Source organism: Treponema pectinovorum, assembly GCF_900497595.1.
In the GTDB taxonomy this organism is placed as follows: domain Bacteria; phylum Spirochaetota; class Spirochaetia; order Treponematales; family Treponemataceae; genus Treponema_D; species Treponema_D pectinovorum.
Window position 1 is genome coordinate 214,255 of sequence record NZ_UFQO01000002.1, and the last position, 17,051, is coordinate 231,305.

Below are 17,051 nucleotides of genomic sequence, written 5' to 3' on the forward strand. Positions count from 1 at the left end.
TTGAATAAAAAATTTAAAATCTATTTTAGCTTTTTTTTAACGGCTGGTATTTTTTCTATATTTTCTTGTGCAAGCTGGTTGCAGGGAAAGGTCGATATGAATACAGATTCAAATATCGTTTCAATTTCGGAACTTTTTAAAAAGACTAAAGAGTTGGAAAGTTTAAAAGCCCCTCGGCAACTCTATGTAAGCCAAGCACTCTATTCTGGAAAAATCAACTTGACCTGGAGTCCCGTAGAAAATGCAACGAGTTATTTAATTGAACGAGCGGTTGTAAAAAATGCACAAAGCGACGGAACATATCTTTTGCCAGATGAAAGTGAATATGAAGTTTGTCAGAGATATGTTTTAAGTACGTCTTTTCAAGATGAAATTTTGACGAATCCTGCTGCAAATAACGAAGAGTATTCTTATCATTATTTTTATAGGATATATGCGGAAAACAAAGAAAAAAATTTGATTTCTGAAGCAACAAATCGACTTCTTCCAGAAACTCGAGGCGAAGGCTGGCTTTTTGCACCACCGACCAAAATAGAGGCTCAAAAAGGAAAATCTGTTTCTAAGATTGAAGTATCGTGGACAAAGGTAAAAGAAGCACTTCGCTACGAAATTTACAGAGGAGAAACTCCTTCTAGTGTTGCTCATCTTAAAACTGTTTATGCTAATACTTTAAAATATTCAGATGTGATTGCTTCAAATCTTCAAGGAAAGGAATTTTTTTATAAAGTTGTGGCAATAAATCGTTCTGGAAATAAATCTGCTTTTACTGACGCTGCAATGGGATATTCATTATCAGAAGGGGCGCCTGCAATTTCTTCCGAAGTAAAAGTTGTGGATGGATTTGCAACCAGCACAACCGAATTAAATATTTCTTGGCAAGAGGTTGCAAAAACTTCTGAAAATGCAGTTATGACATACAATCTTTATAGGACAAGTTCAGAAGATTCTGTTTATACGAGAGTTGCAGGAAATCTTTCTACTACTTCGTATAAAGATACCTCTCTGAAAATTGGTCTAACTTATTATTATTTTGTTCAGGCGGTGAGCACAGAAGATGGGGTTTCTATAAAAGGTGCATTTTCTGAAATCTCTGCAACTTCCTATGGCTTTTTGTTAAGTCCGCCATCTTTTCTTGAAGTTGAAGATGGCGATACAGATGAAAATGTATTTTTGGTCTGGAGCGATGCTGTCGGCTCGAAAAAAGTTGAATATTCATATTCAATTTATATTTCGCACACGCAGGATGGAGCATATCAACTCTTAGAAGGTTCTGTTATTCCTCAAAAAAGCGATGATGGATATTTGCGTTATAAAGTTGCAAAAAATCCATTTTATAAAGTTTCAACACAAAATCTTGCTTCAACTGGAGATAAAGAAAGTGCTCTAAGCTCTGTTGCTTCTCCTATGCCTGCCGCACCTGTAGAAGTTACAGCCACTAAAACAGATTTTATGCAAGAAAATCTTTTGCCAAATTCTAACAATGTATATCCGGTAAAAATTTCTTGGAAAAAACCACAGGAAGATAACCCTGCTGGATATGTTGTTTATCGTTCTATTAAAAATGATTCTGGTTTTAGAAAACTGACGAGCGAGCCTATTCAGGATTTAGAATTTGTAGACGAAGGAAAAGAAAATCTTACAAAAGCTGGCGTTGTTTATTATTACAAAGTTGTTTCTGTAAATTCTCTTGGACAAGGCAAAAAAGGCAACAATCCAAAAGAGGAATACGAAAATGCGATTTCGAATGGAATGGGAATCTCTGGAATAAAATGCTTGGGCTATGGCGCTTTAACGCGAGAGCAATGGTTTCGAGAATACAATAAAACTAGTAAAAATTCTCAAACAAAACTCACTCTTATGCATAAGGCATCAAACTTAGATAAACTTGGAAGCGAAACTATAAATGGAAGCATAAGCGGAACTTTGCATTACAATGCAAGAGCATCGGGATTTAGTGGAATTGTAGAAATGCGTTTTGAAAATTATGCGGATTTTTATATAAATGATGATAAAAACCTTGGTGTTTACTTTAATTGCACAGGTAACTCGAATACAAGAGCCAACGTGAACGGAAATGGTAATATGTACGGAATTATGGATTGTACAGGAATGTATCCTGGAAGTGCAGATTACGGCGGGCTTGAAATAAAAGGAAGTGCTGCTGGAGGCGGAGTCTATAAAGTTACTGTAAAAAATCTCGATGGCAAAGAACTTTTATCCGCTTCTAATATAAGCTGGCTTGTAGGAGAAGAATAAGATGAAAAAATCAATTTTAATTTGTTTACCATTAGTTTTAATATTTTTATCCTGTTATGTTCCTTCTCCATTATACGGAACTTGGGCAGATAATGATGGAAATAAAATTTCATTTATGGAAGACAGAACTTTTGTTTCTATCATAAAAGACTCTGTTACAGGATTAAGAACTACTTACGAAGGAGATTATAGCGTCATCAACAATACAGTATCTTTTAAAACTTCTTCAGGTGAGGTTGTAAATTCTGAATGGGATATAAGAGGAGCGATGCTTTACATAACTTGGACAAAAAATAAAGTTACTTATAATCTTTCTCTATATCATGTGAGCAAATGATGATGAAAAAAATTTGTCTTGTAGCTTTATTCTTATTTATTTCCACAATTTATGCACAAGATGTAAACAGCGAAGAATCTAGTTGGCTTGATGAAGTTTATCTTCAATTTGACGAAGGTTTTTCGTTGCTTAGCGTTACTCGAATTCAAAAAGAAAGCAGGCGCAGCAATTTTGTTTGGTCGGATGCGATGATTGGAGCATTTTTTTCGGTTAAAACAAAAAATCTTCCATTTTTAGATGTGAATCTTAGATTGCAAGCACTTTATCCTTTTCAGCACCAGTTTAACGGAATGGAACAGTTTTCTAAGCAGACAATTTTATATGCTTTTGATGGATTTCTAGGTCCATATTTTAAATGGAATCTTTTTAAGCATTATAATTTTAGCGTAACTCCAGGTCTCCATTATATGTATCAACTTTCAGATGAATATCATTATAGCTATGTTGGTGCAGGAGGAATTTTTGGCGTGGAATTTCCTGTTACTAAAAAATGGACTATTATTTTGGACGGAACTTTTACTTGGGATAATGCAAATGTTGGAAGTAATAAGAATGTTCAACCTTATGATTATAGTTGGCAATGGGGTTCTTCGATAGGAGTGCGCTATTCAAGGCTGGGAACAACTTGGTAGCCTTGTATTTATAATTGTTATTATTGAAAGAACCGTTTTTTCGATGTAAAATAAATCAAATGTTTATAATGTTCAGAAATAAAATTTCTGTTACTAATCAAAACCCCACACACATTTAGGAGGACAAATATGTCCAGAAAAAAACAGTCAATGGATGGAAACCAGGCGGCAGCTCATGTTGCCTACGCTTTTACAGAAGTAGCTGGTATTTATCCAATTACACCTTCTTCACCAATGGCGGACTGGGTTGATAACTGGTCTGCAAATGGTCAGAAAAACGTGTTCGGTAACAAAGTTAGAGTTATCGAAATGGAATCTGAAGCTGGAGCCGCAGGTACGGTACATGGCTCTCTTGCTTCTGGTGCACTCACTACAACGTTCACTGCGTCTCAGGGTCTTCTTTTGATGATTCCGAACATTTACAAGATTGCTGCTGAGCAACTTCCTGGTGTATTCCATGTTGCTGCTCGTTGTGTTGCAACTCAATCTTTAAACATTTTTGGAGACCATTCTGACGTTTATGCTTGTCGCCAGACCGGTGTTGCAATGCTTGCAGAAAGCAATCCTCAAGAAGTAATGGACTTATCTCCTGTTGCACACTTGGCTGCTATCGAAGGCAAGGTTGCATTTATAAACTTCTTTGATGGTTTCCGCACTTCTCATGAAATTCAAAAGATTGAAACTTGGGATTATGCAGATCTTAAAGAAATGCTAGATATGGATGCAGTAAAGGCGTTCCGTGAACATGCTTTAAATCCTGAACACCCAGCAATGCGTGGTTCTCATGAAAACGGAGACGTTTTCTTCCAGCACAGAGAAGCTTGCAATTCAACTTATGACGCTCTTCCTGCTGTTGTTGAAAAATATCTAAAAAAGATTAACGAAAAACTCGGCACAAATTATGGTCTTTTCGACTATTACGGTGCAAATGATGCTGATCGTGTGATTGTTGCAATGGGTTCTATCTGCGATGTTGCAGAAGAAGTTATTGACTATCTTACAAAGAAAGGCGAAAAAGTAGGACTCATCAAAGTCCACCTATATCGCCCTTGGGTTAGCGAAAAATTCCTTGAAAAATTGCCTAAAACAACAAAAAAACTCGCAGTTCTTGACCGCACAAAAGAACCAGGCTCTCTTGGAGAACCTTTGTTCCTTGATGTTGCTGCAACTTTGCGCGAAGCAGGTATGAATGACGTTGTTTTGACTGGCGGTCGCTATGGTTTGGGTTCAAAAGATACTCCACCTTCAAGCGTATTTGCAATTTTCAAAGAGCTTGAAAAATCTGAACCAAAATCCCGCTTTACTATTGGTATCGTAGACGATGTTACAAATCTCTCTCTTCCAGAAGTAAAACCAGCACCTGTAACTGCATCAGCAGGAACTGTTGAATGTAAATTCTGGGGTATTGGTGGTGATGGTACTGTTGGTGCAAACAAAGATTCTACAAAAATTATTGGTGACCATACAGATAAATACATTCAGGCTTACTTCCAGTATGACTCAAAAAAGACTGGAGGTATAACAATTTCTCACCTTCGTTTTGGAAACAATCCTATAAGATCACCTTATTACATCAATCAGGCAGACTTTGTTGCTTGTCATAATCAATCTTATATCATCAAAGGCTATAAGATGGTTCAAGATGTAAAGAAAGGTGGAACTTTCCTAATTAACTGCCAGTGGTCTGATGAAGAATTGGATAAGCACCTTCCTGCTGAATCTAAAAAATACATTGCTGATAATAATATCAAACTTTACACCGTAGATGCTGTAGATATTGCTACAAAAATTGGTCTTGGTAAGAGAACTTCAACCGTTTTACAATCTGCATTCTTTAAACTTGCAAATGTTCTTCCTTCTGAAGAAGCAATCAAGTACATGAAAGAAAAAGTTGTAGCAAAGTTCTCTAAAAAAGGTCAGGACATAGTAGATATGAACTGTCAGGCAATTGACCAAGGTGCAGGTGCTCTACACGAAGTAAAAATTCCTGCTAGTTGGGCAAATCCAGCTCCTGATGCTCCAAAACCTACTTTACGTGGTGAGAAAAAGACAGTTGCAATGGTTGAAAACTTGATGAATCCAATTGGACTCATGGACGGTGACAATCTTCCTGTTTCTGCATTCAAAGACAATGCAGACGGACAGTGGGAACTTGGTGCTTCTGCTTACGAAAAACGCGGAATTGCCGTTATGGTTCCATCTTGGAATTCTGCAACTTGTATTCAGTGTAATAATTGTGCATTTGTCTGCTCTCACGCGACAATTCGTCCTTATCTCCTTACTTCTGATGAAGCAACAAAAGTTGAAAGTTTGGGAGCAACTACACTTGCTGTAAAAAATCCAAAAATTGCACAGTACAAATATACTCTTTCTGTTTCTGCAATGGATTGTACGGGATGTGGAGAATGTACAACTGTTTGTCCTACAAAATCTCTTACTATGGTTCCTCAAGAAACTCGTGTTGATACACAGCCACAGTGGGATTATCTGTTTGAAAATGTTTCTAAAAAGCCAGAAGTTGACACATTGCCACTCTCACCTATGACTTCTCAGTTTAATCAACCATTGCTTGAATTCTCTGGTTCTTGTGCAGGTTGTGCAGAAACTTCTTATGCACGTCTTGTTACTCAACTCTTTGGCGAACAGATGTATATTTCAAATGCTACTGGATGTTCTTCAATTTGGGGCGGACCTGCTGCAACAGCTCCTTATACAATCAACAAGGACTCAAAACGCGGTCCTGCTTGGGCTAACTCTCTGTTTGAAGACAATGCTGAGCACGGTTTGGGTATGTATCTTGGACAAAACTATATCCGCACAAGCCTTATCTCTAAACTCGAAGAATTGGCAGGCACAGATGTTGCTGCTTCTGTAAAGGATGCTATTGCGAAATTTATGGAAACAAAGGATGACACTGTAGCAAATGCACCTGCTGCAAAAGCTCTTGTAAAAGAACTTGAAAGTTGTGGTTGCGATGCTGCAAAAGAAATTCTTGAACAAAAAGATTACCTTTCTAAAAAGTCTGTATGGATTTTTGGTGGTGATGGTTGGGCTTACGATATTGGATTTGGTGGTTTGGATCACGTATTGGCTTCTGGCGAGAATGTTAACGTTATGGTATTTGATACAGAGATGTATTCCAATACTGGAGGTCAGGCTTCTAAGGCTTCTAATATCGGTGAAGTTTGTCAGTTTGCTGCTGCCGGAAAAGAAATGGGCAAAAAATCGCTTGCAGAAATTGCTATGAGTTACGGATATGTTTACGTTGCCCAGATTGCTCTTGGTGCAAATCCTGCACAGGCTCTTAAAGCAATCAAAGAAGCAGAATCTTACAATGGTCCTTCTTTGATAATTGGATATGCTCCTTGTGAATTGCACGGAATTAAGGGTGGTATGAATCATTGTCAAGATGTAATGAAGTCTGCTGTAAAATCTGGATATTGGAACTTATTCAGCTTTAATCCAGCACTTAAGGCAGAAGGCAAGAATCCGTTTACACTTACTTCTAAAGAAGGTGACGGAACTTACCAGAGCTTCCTTAGCAATGAAACCCGCTACTCGGCTCTTAGCCGCAAATTCCCAGAAAGAGCAAAAGTATTGTTCGACAGAAACGAAGAAGCTGCAAAAGCAAGATTTGCTCACTTGCAGAAACTTGTTGAACTTTACAAATAAGTTTTATAACTTTAGCAGTTTTTACTGCAAGTTATGATGAATGGGCACTTGAGTTTTTCCAGTGCCCATTTTTATTTGTAAGTTGCATCTCCGTGTGCGACAACGCGTAAGGGTCTACTTGTAGCCCCGCTGCCCACCTGCGAGCCCACAGCGTAAGGGATAGTGGTCAAATAAAATCGTCCGTGATTTTATTTGACAGACAGTTTTTGACAAAACTGTCGCCATGCATTGTAAGTCGCACCTCCGTGTGCGACGATGCGTAAGGGTCTACTTGTAGCCCCGCTGCCCACCTGCGAGCCCACAGCGTAAGGGATAGGAGCAGCGCCGAAGGCGTTCGTAAGCAAGCGCGGTTAGTGGTTGCGTCGAATGTAGCGCGCAAGTCGCGGAACTGCGGATAGCCCGACCCGCTTTAGCGGGATACGCCCAAATAAATTTGGTTATGAAAATTCTATCAAATTGACAAAAACTTTAATTTTGTCATAATACTATTATAAAATTTGTGTTTGCGTTGCAGACTTATAGCAAACTTATATTAAAGGCGTCTTCTGTTTTGCAGAAATGCTTAAAATCAAGCGGAATTTTTACGTTTTGATTTTTTTTGGAGAAAAGAATGGCAATTATTAAACCGATGATTCGTTCGAACATCTGTATCAATTCGCACCCTCTTGGATGCGCTCAGGACACTAGAAATCAAATCGCTTATGTGATTTCTAAAAAGGCGGAAAGAGGGATTAAATCTGCAAAAGATGGCGGATATGCTCCTAAAAATGTGCTTGTTTTGGGATGTTCAACTGGATATGGACTTGCAAGCCGCATTGCTGCTGCTTTTGAGTATGGTGCTAACACTATTGGCGTTTCTTTTGAAAAAGAAGCGACAGAAACTAAGGCTGGAACTCCGGGCTTTTATAACAACTTAACATTTGATAGAGAAGCTAAAAAAGCTGGATTAAAATCTGTTACATTCAATATGGACGCTTTTTCTGACGAATGCAGAGCGGCTGTAATTGAAGAAGCAAAAAAATGGGGAGTTAAATTTGATCTCGTAGTTTATTCGCTTGCTTCCCCAGTTCGCACTGACCCAGACACAAAAGTTTTGTATAAATCTGTTATTAAACCTATTGGCAAACCTTTTAGTGGACCTGCACTCGATATGATGACTGGAAAAATTTCATTCCAAGAAACTTTGCCTGCAGAAGGTGATGAAATTCCTAACACTGTAAAAGTAATGGGTGGTGAAGACTGGGAACGCTGGATTAAGCAGTTAAAAGAAGCCGATGTCCTCGAAAAAGGCGTTAGAACGGTTGCTTATTCATACATCGGACCAAAATATTCACATCCAATCTATCGTGATGGCACTATTGGCGAAGCAAAAAAAGATTTGGAAGCACGCGCTCATAATATCGATTCGTCACTTAAAGCATTGGACGGTGCAGGCTATGTTTCTGTAAACAAGGGCTTGGTTACACGCTCTTCTGCCGTAATCCCGATTATTGCGCAGTATCTTGGAGTTATCTTTAAGATTATGAAAAAGCAGGGAACTCATGAAGGCTGTATTGAGCAGATGGAACGCCTTTTTACAGAAAGGCTTTACACTGCGGACAAAAAAGTTCCTGTGGACAGCGAAAACAGAATTCGCATAGACGACTGGGAAATGTCGGATGCTGTTCAGTCAGAAGTGGATAAAGTTATGCCAAAAATTACAGAAGAAAACTTGAACGAACTTTGCGACCTCGAAGGTTTGCGACACGACTTTTTGATGATAAACGGTTTTGACGTTCCAGGCGTTGACTACAACAAAGAAATCGTAAAAATGAACGAAATCGAATAGTTATTGTTAAAAAACAATTTTCAAAAAGGCACCTTGAATTTGGATAAATGAAGTGCACCTCAAAAGTTGGACAAATAAAGTTCAATTTTAGGAGGTGCATTTTTTTATTTGGGCGCTTTTTGCGACAAAACTTTTTAAGACTGCGTTGCAGACAATTTTTTTCTAAGTCGCAAAAAACAGGCTATCCGCACTTTCGCTATTCGCTACATTCGACGCAAACGCTGGCGCATTTGCTTACGAACGCCTGTGGCGGTGCTCCTATCCTTGCCGCTTGTTGTTGAAAATTCAATAAAAAAATTAGTGACAGAATAAAATTCTGTGGTAAACTATTGATATGTAAAAAAAGCGTGAGAGATTTGTCTGAAAAACCTTGGGAGGCATTACTATGGGTTCTTTCATGACGGTAGAAAACCTTACGGATGTGGAATTTGAAAATTTACGGAAGTTGGGTTGGATTTTAATCTGTGTTGACAGTCTTGTTGACGAAACAGTTGTCTATAGTTTTGAAAAAGAGGTTTAATTAAAAGATACCTTTATAATTTTGTTCAATTTTATCGATGTAGTTTTTAACTTATAACTTTTATTTGTATAAATCGTAAAAACAATAAAATTATTGGTAAAAATCTTGCGTTGTGATAAACTTAGCCCATGCTTAAAGGACGAAATTTAATTCAACCAAACGATTTAACTGTTTCGGAAATCGATGAGATATGTACACTTGCTGAACAAATCATTGTCGATCCAGTATCTTTTCAGGATGTGTGTCGCGGGAAAATTCTCGCGACACTTTTTTTTGAGCCAAGCACAAGAACGCGTCTAAGTTTTGAAGCGGCTATGCTGCACTTGGGAGGCATGGTAGAAGGTTTTAGCGATGCTGCAAATAGTTCAACTTCAAAAGGGGAGTCGCTTGCAGATACGATTCGCACCGTTAGTTCTTATGTTGATTTAATTGCAATGCGAAATCCAAAAGAAGGCGCGGCACTTTTGGCTTCAAAGTTTTCTTCTTGTCCTGTGATAAACGCTGGCGATGGCGGTCATTATCATCCTACGCAAACTCTAACAGATTTGGTTACAATACGAGCTTTAAAAGGAAATTTTGAAGGTCTTACGATTGGTTTTTGTGGAGATTTAAAATTTGGGAGAACCGTGCATTCGCTTGCAGAAGCGATGAGTCGTTATGCTAATGTAAAATTCGTTTTTGTAAGTCCAGAGGAGTTGAAAATTCCTGATTGGGTTGCAAAATTTTTGGATAAAGCGAATATTCCTTACACTTTTGCAAATAAAATGGAAGATGTGATTCAGGATTTGGATATCCTTTATATGACAAGAGTTCAAAAAGAAAGATTTTTTAACGAACAGGATTATCTTCGTCTAAAAGACACATACATACTCAATCGCCAAAAATTAACCCTTGCCCGCAAGGATATGATAATCCTTCATCCTCTGCCTAGAGTAAACGAAATTTCTCCTGAAGTTGATGATGACCCACGCGCAGCATATTTTAAACAGGTAAAATATGGAATGTATGCAAGAATGGCTCTTATTTCTAAAATTTTGGGGGTTCTTTAATGCTTAATGTCGACACGATAAAAAACGGACTTGTAATTGACCACATAAAAGCTGGTTGCGGAGCACAGATTTTTCATTGGCTGGGATTAGATAAAGCAAATTTTACGAGTGCGCTTATCATGAATGTTCCTTCAAAAAAACTGGAGCGAAAAGATATAATAAAAGTAGATAACATAATAAACATCGATTATTCAGTTTTGGGTTTTATAGATCCAAATATCTGCGTCAATATAATTAAAGATGAAAAAATCGTTCGAAAAATTCGCATGGAATTGCCAGAACGAGTTGAAAATGTAATTAAATGCAAAAATCCTCGCTGTATAACGATGACGGAGCATTATGTTCCAAAAGTGTTTATTCTTGCAGATAAATCAAAAGCGATATATCGCTGTGAATATTGCGACGCTTTTTATAGTGCAGGCACTTTAGATTGATTTTTTATTTTATGGATATTTGGAGGCCTCAAAAATGAAATTAAATAGTTCAAATTTAATCATATACAATGCAAATCTTGTTGATTCTTCTGTAAACAGCAAAGGAATGCTCGCTGTTCAAGACGGGAAAATACTTGGAGTTTTTTTGGGGGAAGTGAACGATGAGCAAGTTGCAAAAAAAATTGCGTCTTCAATCTTTTTGGAAGATAAAAGAGAACCAGTTTGTTTTGATGCAAAAGCTTTGACACTTATGCCTTCTTTTATAGATATGCATGTTCACTTTCGCTATCCTGGGCAAACAAAAAAAGAAGATTTGGATTCTGGTCTTGCAGCAGCTGTTGCAGGCGGATTTGGAACTGTTGTTGCAATGCCAAATACTTCGCCAGTAATTTCTTCTGCAGGTATGGCGCGAGAAATAATGAAAGAAGTTGAAGAAAAATCACTAGCAAAGGTTTTTCAAACAGTTGCAATCACGAAAAATTTTGAAGGCGAAGATGTTTCTGAAATTTCAAAATTAAGTTCAAAAGAATTCCCTGTTATAACAGAAGATGGGAGCGATGTTCATTCTGCTGCTGTTATGCTCGAAGGCATGAAGCTTGCAGGGGAAAAAAACATAATGGTTGCCTGCCATTGCGAGGACAAATCTCTTTCGATTGTAGCAAAATCCTATAGAGCAAGAGCTCTGGATTTTATGAAAAAATATGGGATTCCTGCAGGAAAAGTTAACGCAAAAACAGAGAATGTTCCAAATTCCGTGAATTTTGAAATTGATGGATGTCTTACTGCGGCGAATAAACTTTTGGCACTTGCAGAAGATATTGCAACCGAGCGTAACATAGAGATTGCAAAACAAGCAGGTTGCCATATACATATTTGCCATTGCTCTACGGCAATTAGTATGGATGCTGTAAAAAGAGCCAAGGAACTCATAAAAGCGGCGAAAACTCCAGTGGGATTTGATTGTACTGTCGAAGTTACGCCTCATCATCTTGGGCTTGTAGGAACGGAGGCTCCTTATCTTAGGGCGCTTGTAAATCCGCCTTTAAGAAGCGAAGAAGACCGAGCATTTCTTGTTGAAGCGATAAAAAATGGAACTGTTGATGTTATATCTACAGACCATGCTCCACATACTCAAGAAGATAAAGATAATGGAAGTCCAGGATTTACAGGTCTTGAAACTTCTTTTGCGGTTTGTAACTCAGTTTTGGTAAAAAGGGAAGGCTTAAGCTTAAATCGATTAAGTCAGTTGATGTCGGAAAATCCTGCAAAGCTTTTGAAATTGAATTCTGGAAAAATTCTTCCTGGATATGATGCAAATCTTGTGCTTGTTGACCCAGATGAAATTTGGACTGTAAATCCAGAAAAATTCTACAGCAAAGGAAAATCAACTCCGTTGGAAGATAAACAGTTGACTGGGCGTGTTCACGCGACTTTTTATAAAGGAAAACAGGTTTATTCGCTTTAAAAATAAAATGCCAGGGTTTCTATACACAAGCGGCAAAATTAGTGTGCTGCTGAGTTCCCCCTCTGACACGGTGCTAAAAATGCGCTTTGTTAGATCCTGGCATCAAAAAACTAGCATAAATTTTTATAAGAATCAACCTAGGGTTTATTTTCTAGCGTCAAACCCTGTTATATCGCCTTCGTAATTTTCTAGTCCTTTCAATTTAAAAACTAATTGATTATTGCTTCCTGTAGAAATAAAGAGACTTGTTTTAATCCATTCATTTTTATATTTGATTTCAAAAGAGTCTCCAAATTCGATGTTTTCAAAAGGAAAGCTTTCTTCATCAGCGGCTAAAGCAAATTTTCCATCTGCTTCATTGAAAACTAAAATACCTTCGCGTTTTTCCATAAACAAACCTTGCAAAATTTATTAACGGAAAGAGGGGGATTCGAACCCCCGGTGTCTTGTGAACACGCACCCTTTCCAAGGGTGTACCTTAAACCACTCGGACATCTTTCCAAATATAAAAAAAGCCAGTCAAAAGACCGGCTATAAATGAGACTGACACGATTCGAACGTGCGACCCCCACCTCCGCAGGGTGGTGCTCTAATCCAGCTGAGCTACAATCTCAAAAAATCGATAACACCTAGAAGCGTTGGTTACTCGGAGGCGACAGGAGTTGAACCTGCCCAGCCCGTAAGGAACTGACGGATTAGCAATCCGTTGTATTACCGCTCTACCACGCCTCCAATACGTCATCAAAAAAAACGGAGCGGGAGGGATTCGAACCCCCGATATCTTGCGATATAACGGTTTTCAAGACCGCCGCCTTCGACCGCTCGGCCACCGCTCCAAAATTGATGCTTTATTAAATTACATTAAACAAATATTTGTGTCAATAAGGAAAGCATTTATATTCAATTTTTATATGTCTCAGGAGGAAAATAAAACTAGACTAAAGACAAACTATTTGGTTATATTCTACTTGCTATGGATAAGAATAAATTTATACTTTCGTTATTAGTTTCGCTGGTTGGGCTTTTGATGCTTGTAAGTCCAGAAACTTTTATTGCAATGGTTGTTATAATTTTAGGTGCGGCTGCAATTGCCGACGGTTTTTTTATAATGGTAACAACAAGAAATCTAATTTTAGATCCTCAATATAAATTGATGATGACTATAAGAGGGCTGATGAGCATTTTTGTTGGTGCAATTTCAATTTTGCTTCCTCTTTTAGTTGCTGCAATCGCTTGGAAAATGATGGCTTATGCACTTGCGATTTATCTTTTGATTTCCGCAGGGCTTGAAATTTATGGAATCACAAAACTTCACCGCAATGGAATAATGATAAAGCAATCTGTCATTGAAACTATAATTTCTGTATTGCTTGCAGTTGTGCTTTTTATAATTCCTGCAAAAACTGCTGGTGGCATTATTGTTGGAATCTGCGGTTTTGTTCTTTTGGTAAGCGGTTTGATAAGTGCATTTTTGCAATGGAAAAACAGGCCTATAACAGTTGTTCCAGATTTTGTCAGTACAGAAGAGGATTCCAAAGAAGAAAAATCAGAAGAATCTTCTAAAGATGAAACGACTGAAGAATAGTTTTTTATTCTTTATCCTGTTTTTCTGCGGCGCTTGCTTTTATGCTTTCTGCGAATAATTTGTTTTGGTCTGTTCTTACAGGAACGCTAAAAGCAGGACCTCCATCAGTTTCCGAAATTCTGTATATTTTCTGCGCTTCTGCGGAATAGGCTGGACTTTCGGGATTGTTTATCCACCAGTCAAGAACACTCATTATGCACATGGCATATTTTATCAAGTTTGCATTTGTTGCATTTGTTTCGCCAGCGGATTTTTTCCCTAAAATTACATCAAGCCGTTTTGAAATTGGATTTGGTATATCAAATTCGTATTTTGCCCAAGGATTTGAAATTCCCATTACAAGAGATTTATTTGCATACGCTTTATCAATATCTTTTGACATATTTGTAAAAATTTTTCTTAAAAAATCTGTGCGCATGAATAAAGAGATATATTTTACGTCATTTCTTGGTTTTTCTAGCAGTAGTTGTTCAAATTCAAAATGAGGCAAAAAGTTAAATTTTGTTTGCCATAACATTGTAGTGAGCATTTTTTTCCCAAAAAGCGAAGATTTAAAATCGCCTGATGTGTATTCCTGATTTACAAAATCTTTTAGAGTTGTTGCATATTGCTTGTCAAAAAGCTCTTCTCGATAAACCGACCATTCATTTAACGCTGTAGAAAGCTTGTCTTTGTTTTTTGAAGAAGATGAACCATCGTCTTCTTCTGTAAAAATCATACTTCGGCAACCATGAAAAACATCTTCCAAAATTCGTAGCAATGTTATTGTTATTTGGAGTGGATTTTTGGGATTTAAAAGGTTATATCCGTCTGGAAATTCATATATCGGCTGGAAATACGGATACATATCTGGAAGAGATTCCAAATGTGTAAATCCTGCGTCTGGAAAAAGTTTATCTAAAATTTTAAATCCGGCGTCAACGATTTCTGTTTTTTTGCCACGTTGATTTTCCGGTTTGTTTTTTATCCTTTCTTCTTCTTTTTGTTTGCGGTCTTCTTCTGCCTTTTTTTGCGCAATTTGAACATCTTCTTTTTTTACAGGTAGAATTAAATCAAATTTTGAAATTCCGAGAAAGCTGAATATATTGGCAGTTTCTGTTGTAAAAAAAGTTGGAAAATATTCAAACTTTGGACTGCACATCCTCATTAAAAGCGGATACATTCCTTTTATTATCTGAGTGTAAACATAAAGCCATTCCGTTATGCCTTGCTTTGAAAGCATAACCAATTTTTGTTGGTCTGCATTTGGATATTTCATCAAATCTGCATAAATTTCTTTAAAAAACTTTGGAATTGCATTTTCGCCAATGTAGTAGATTTTTAAAATATCTTTATACAGACACTTTACGATTGGAATCATCATGGCAACTGTAACTTCATCAGGATGGTCTTGAACATCCAAAACAAGCAATTTTAGATTTTTCATAGTCCAACCGCCAGCAGTTCTTAAAAATTTAAATTTTGGCGAAGGATCATTTACAATTTTAGACTTGTATGTATCTGGGGAAATCTGAATTATGGATTTTACTGTAGTTACAAAAAGTTGAAAGTGATCCAAGTGGCTTTGTAAATCGTAAATAATATAATCGTGTCTCAATAATTCTGTGCCATTCTTTTTTAAATAGCGAACAAAATTGAATATCCCAAAATTTGGTTTTATCTTGTAATCGTCGCTCATCATGAGCTTGTCCATTAGGTTGCGCTCTTTTTGTGGAATTTCTGGTAGCCCAGTTTCTGTGTTTTTTCTTCTCGCAGAAACTACCGCGTATCCTACTTTTGAATTTTTTTGAGATTTCTGATTTTCGGCTTGAGAGGAACTAGATGAGCTAGATGATATTGAAGCGACATCTGATGCTGAACGACCGCTCGCTCTTCTTGAATACGATTTTTCTTTTGGAGGAAATGCCGAATAATCTATAGGGGCTGATTTTTCTTGTAAAATTTGTCCCCCCAAGATTTTTTGCATTCTTACGGCTTCTTCTTTATCTACAGGACCGATTGCTTTTCTTGTTGCATCTAGTGTGCCAGGTTCCCAAGATTGTTCAACTTTTACTCTAGTAAAATCATCGCTCATAAAAATTCACCTCCGCTAGAAAATCAAAAATTGTAAAACTAGATTCTTAAAAATTGGTCTTTTGCGATTCCTGCAAATCCGTTTATCTGTATGTCTTGCCCATCTTTTGTTTTTAATACTCCTTCGAATTTCCCATAGATTGTCTTTATTAAAAATTTTAGTGCAAACGCTTGAACATCTCTGTATATTTGCGATATAGGTTCAAAGGTCAGATCAACCATATTTTGTGTGTCTTGAATAATCCATTTTTTGTTTATACCAAATGGATGAGTCATTTTTACAGGTGGTAGCGGAGTTGAAACTCCATCTACAATTAAAATATTTTGGTTTTCTGCTTCTGGATCTACAGTTGAACTTTGTGTGTTCAAAATGGAAAATGCTACATTTTGACCTTTGCTTGTACCTGCTGCATAAATTGATTGACCTTCACAAAGATAGCCGTAGTATGCTCGATTTATTGTTAAAAGCGAATTTGAATTTTCTTCGGTTATTGTTTGACCCAAATTTTTTTTTGTTTTTCCAGTTGTTAAACTTCCTTTTAAAACTGTGGAAACGCAATATGTTGCAGAGCATCTCCTTCTAGATTTTAAAGGAACGCACTGTGTAACTTCTGCAGCACAAGGGTCAGAAAAATGTCCAGAAAGCGCTGCCTGGAACGAAGGCCTGGCAGAATCACCCTTTACATTAAAAATTATTGAAATTCGATCCCGCTTGTGATCCCAACTAATCCTTATATATCGATGTGGATTAAAACTTGCACAAAATCCTTGTTCTATATTGTGTGGAATAAATCTACGGCGAGGTCCCATTATACTTTTATAGCAATATTTTCTTCCGTTTTCTTTGTTCCAAAGGTCTATTTCTGCAAGACCAAAAAATTTTGCATCGAAAAAACTTATTGTGCCAAGATACTGACCTACATTAAATGTAAAAGTCAAAAAACTTTTTATGCGAAAATTTGAAATAAAAACTGGAAGCGGAACACCTCCAAAAGGCGCTCTCATTCCCCTTATATCCAGACGCGAAATGGCTCCTGAAAAAGTGCCAAAGTTTGCATGCCCGTTTTTAATTAACGATTCTGGAGGGGGCGACATCTGTCTAAAGTACATTATTCAATTATATAACAGGGAGTTACACAAATGCAAATATGCCTAAAAAATCTTTAAAAATTTGCTACCTATTAAAAATGCTTGAGAATT

13 protein-coding genes and 4 tRNA genes are annotated in these 17,051 nt (G+C 37.2%); 10 read left to right on the forward strand and 7 right to left on the reverse strand.

All coding sequences use genetic code 11. The features are described 5' to 3' along the window. From FXX65_RS03275 to FXX65_RS03310, 9 genes are all read left to right on the forward strand, one after another. Window positions 1-2,256 (forward strand): fibronectin type III domain-containing protein, encoded by a 2,256-nt coding sequence (locus tag FXX65_RS03275; protein ID WP_147615072.1) that lies wholly within the window; start codon window positions 1-3, stop codon window positions 2,254-2,256. Window position 2,257: 1 nt separating this feature from the next. Then, on the forward strand, window positions 2,258-2,593 hold the full coding sequence (locus FXX65_RS03280) for a hypothetical protein (protein ID WP_147615073.1): 336 nt from the start codon (window positions 2,258-2,260) through the stop codon (window positions 2,591-2,593). Next, window positions 2,590-3,225, forward strand: a complete 636-nt coding sequence (locus FXX65_RS03285; RefSeq protein WP_147615074.1) for a hypothetical protein — start codon at window positions 2,590-2,592, stop codon at window positions 3,223-3,225. The genes FXX65_RS03280 and FXX65_RS03285 overlap by 4 nt, the downstream gene beginning before the upstream one ends. Window positions 3,226-3,354: 129 nt before the next feature. Further along, window positions 3,355-6,897: a pyruvate:ferredoxin (flavodoxin) oxidoreductase gene (nifJ, locus tag FXX65_RS03290; protein WP_147615075.1), complete on the forward strand. Its 3,543-nt coding sequence runs from the start codon at window positions 3,355-3,357 to the stop codon at window positions 6,895-6,897. Window positions 6,898-7,507: 610 nt separating this feature from the next. Further along, window positions 7,508-8,725: an enoyl-ACP reductase FabV gene (gene fabV / locus FXX65_RS03295; RefSeq protein WP_147615076.1), complete on the forward strand. Its 1,218-nt coding sequence runs from the start codon at window positions 7,508-7,510 to the stop codon at window positions 8,723-8,725. A gap of 385 nt (window positions 8,726-9,110) precedes the next feature. Next, complete coding sequence (locus tag FXX65_RS09790; protein WP_261793805.1) at window positions 9,111-9,245, forward strand: hypothetical protein; 135 nt, start codon at window positions 9,111-9,113, stop codon at window positions 9,243-9,245. Window positions 9,246-9,373: 128 nt separating this feature from the next. After that, window positions 9,374-10,294, forward strand: coding sequence for an aspartate carbamoyltransferase (gene pyrB / locus FXX65_RS03300; protein ID WP_147615077.1), 921 nt, complete (start codon window positions 9,374-9,376; stop codon window positions 10,292-10,294). Further along, the gene (locus FXX65_RS03305) at window positions 10,294-10,728 is read left to right on the forward strand and encodes an aspartate carbamoyltransferase regulatory subunit (RefSeq protein ID WP_147615078.1); all 435 of its coding nucleotides are present in this window, start codon (window positions 10,294-10,296) and stop codon (window positions 10,726-10,728) included. The genes pyrB and FXX65_RS03305 overlap by 1 nt, the downstream gene beginning before the upstream one ends. Before the next feature lie 34 nt (window positions 10,729-10,762). After that, on the forward strand, window positions 10,763-12,193 hold the full coding sequence (locus FXX65_RS03310; RefSeq protein ID WP_147615079.1) for a dihydroorotase: 1,431 nt from the start codon (window positions 10,763-10,765) through the stop codon (window positions 12,191-12,193). Between the two features lie 144 nt (window positions 12,194-12,337). Here FXX65_RS03310 and FXX65_RS03315 read toward each other — a convergent pair whose 3' ends face one another. The 5 genes from FXX65_RS03315 to FXX65_RS03335 form a co-directional block, all read right to left on the reverse strand. Further along, window positions 12,338-12,583, reverse strand: coding sequence for a DUF5348 domain-containing protein (locus FXX65_RS03315; protein WP_147613441.1), 246 nt, complete (start codon window positions 12,581-12,583; stop codon window positions 12,338-12,340). Between the two features lie 25 nt (window positions 12,584-12,608). Beyond that, window positions 12,609-12,694 (reverse strand) — tRNA-Ser (locus FXX65_RS03320). Between the two features lie 37 nt (window positions 12,695-12,731). Beyond that, window positions 12,732-12,806 (reverse strand) — tRNA-Arg (locus tag FXX65_RS03325). A 34-nt stretch (window positions 12,807-12,840) separates the two neighbouring features. Further along, window positions 12,841-12,925: transfer RNA gene (locus FXX65_RS03330), tRNA-Ser, on the reverse strand. Window positions 12,926-12,944: 19 nt separating this feature from the next. Next, window positions 12,945-13,029 (reverse strand) — tRNA-Ser (locus FXX65_RS03335). Between the two features lie 137 nt (window positions 13,030-13,166). Between FXX65_RS03335 and FXX65_RS03340 the strand changes: the two genes are divergently transcribed. Beyond that, window positions 13,167-13,778, forward strand: coding sequence for a DUF308 domain-containing protein (locus FXX65_RS03340; protein WP_147615080.1), 612 nt, complete (start codon window positions 13,167-13,169; stop codon window positions 13,776-13,778). Window positions 13,779-13,782: 4 nt separating this feature from the next. On the opposite strand, the gene FXX65_RS03345 is transcribed toward FXX65_RS03340, so the two are convergent. Both FXX65_RS03345 and FXX65_RS03350 read right to left on the reverse strand, forming a co-directional pair. Next, complete coding sequence (locus tag FXX65_RS03345) at window positions 13,783-15,852, reverse strand: hypothetical protein (protein WP_147615081.1); 2,070 nt, start codon at window positions 15,850-15,852, stop codon at window positions 13,783-13,785. 38 nt (window positions 15,853-15,890) lie between these two features. Beyond that, window positions 15,891-16,961: a DUF2804 family protein gene (locus tag FXX65_RS03350; RefSeq protein ID WP_147615082.1), complete on the reverse strand. Its 1,071-nt coding sequence runs from the start codon at window positions 16,959-16,961 to the stop codon at window positions 15,891-15,893. Window positions 16,962-17,051 lie beyond the last annotated feature (90 nt).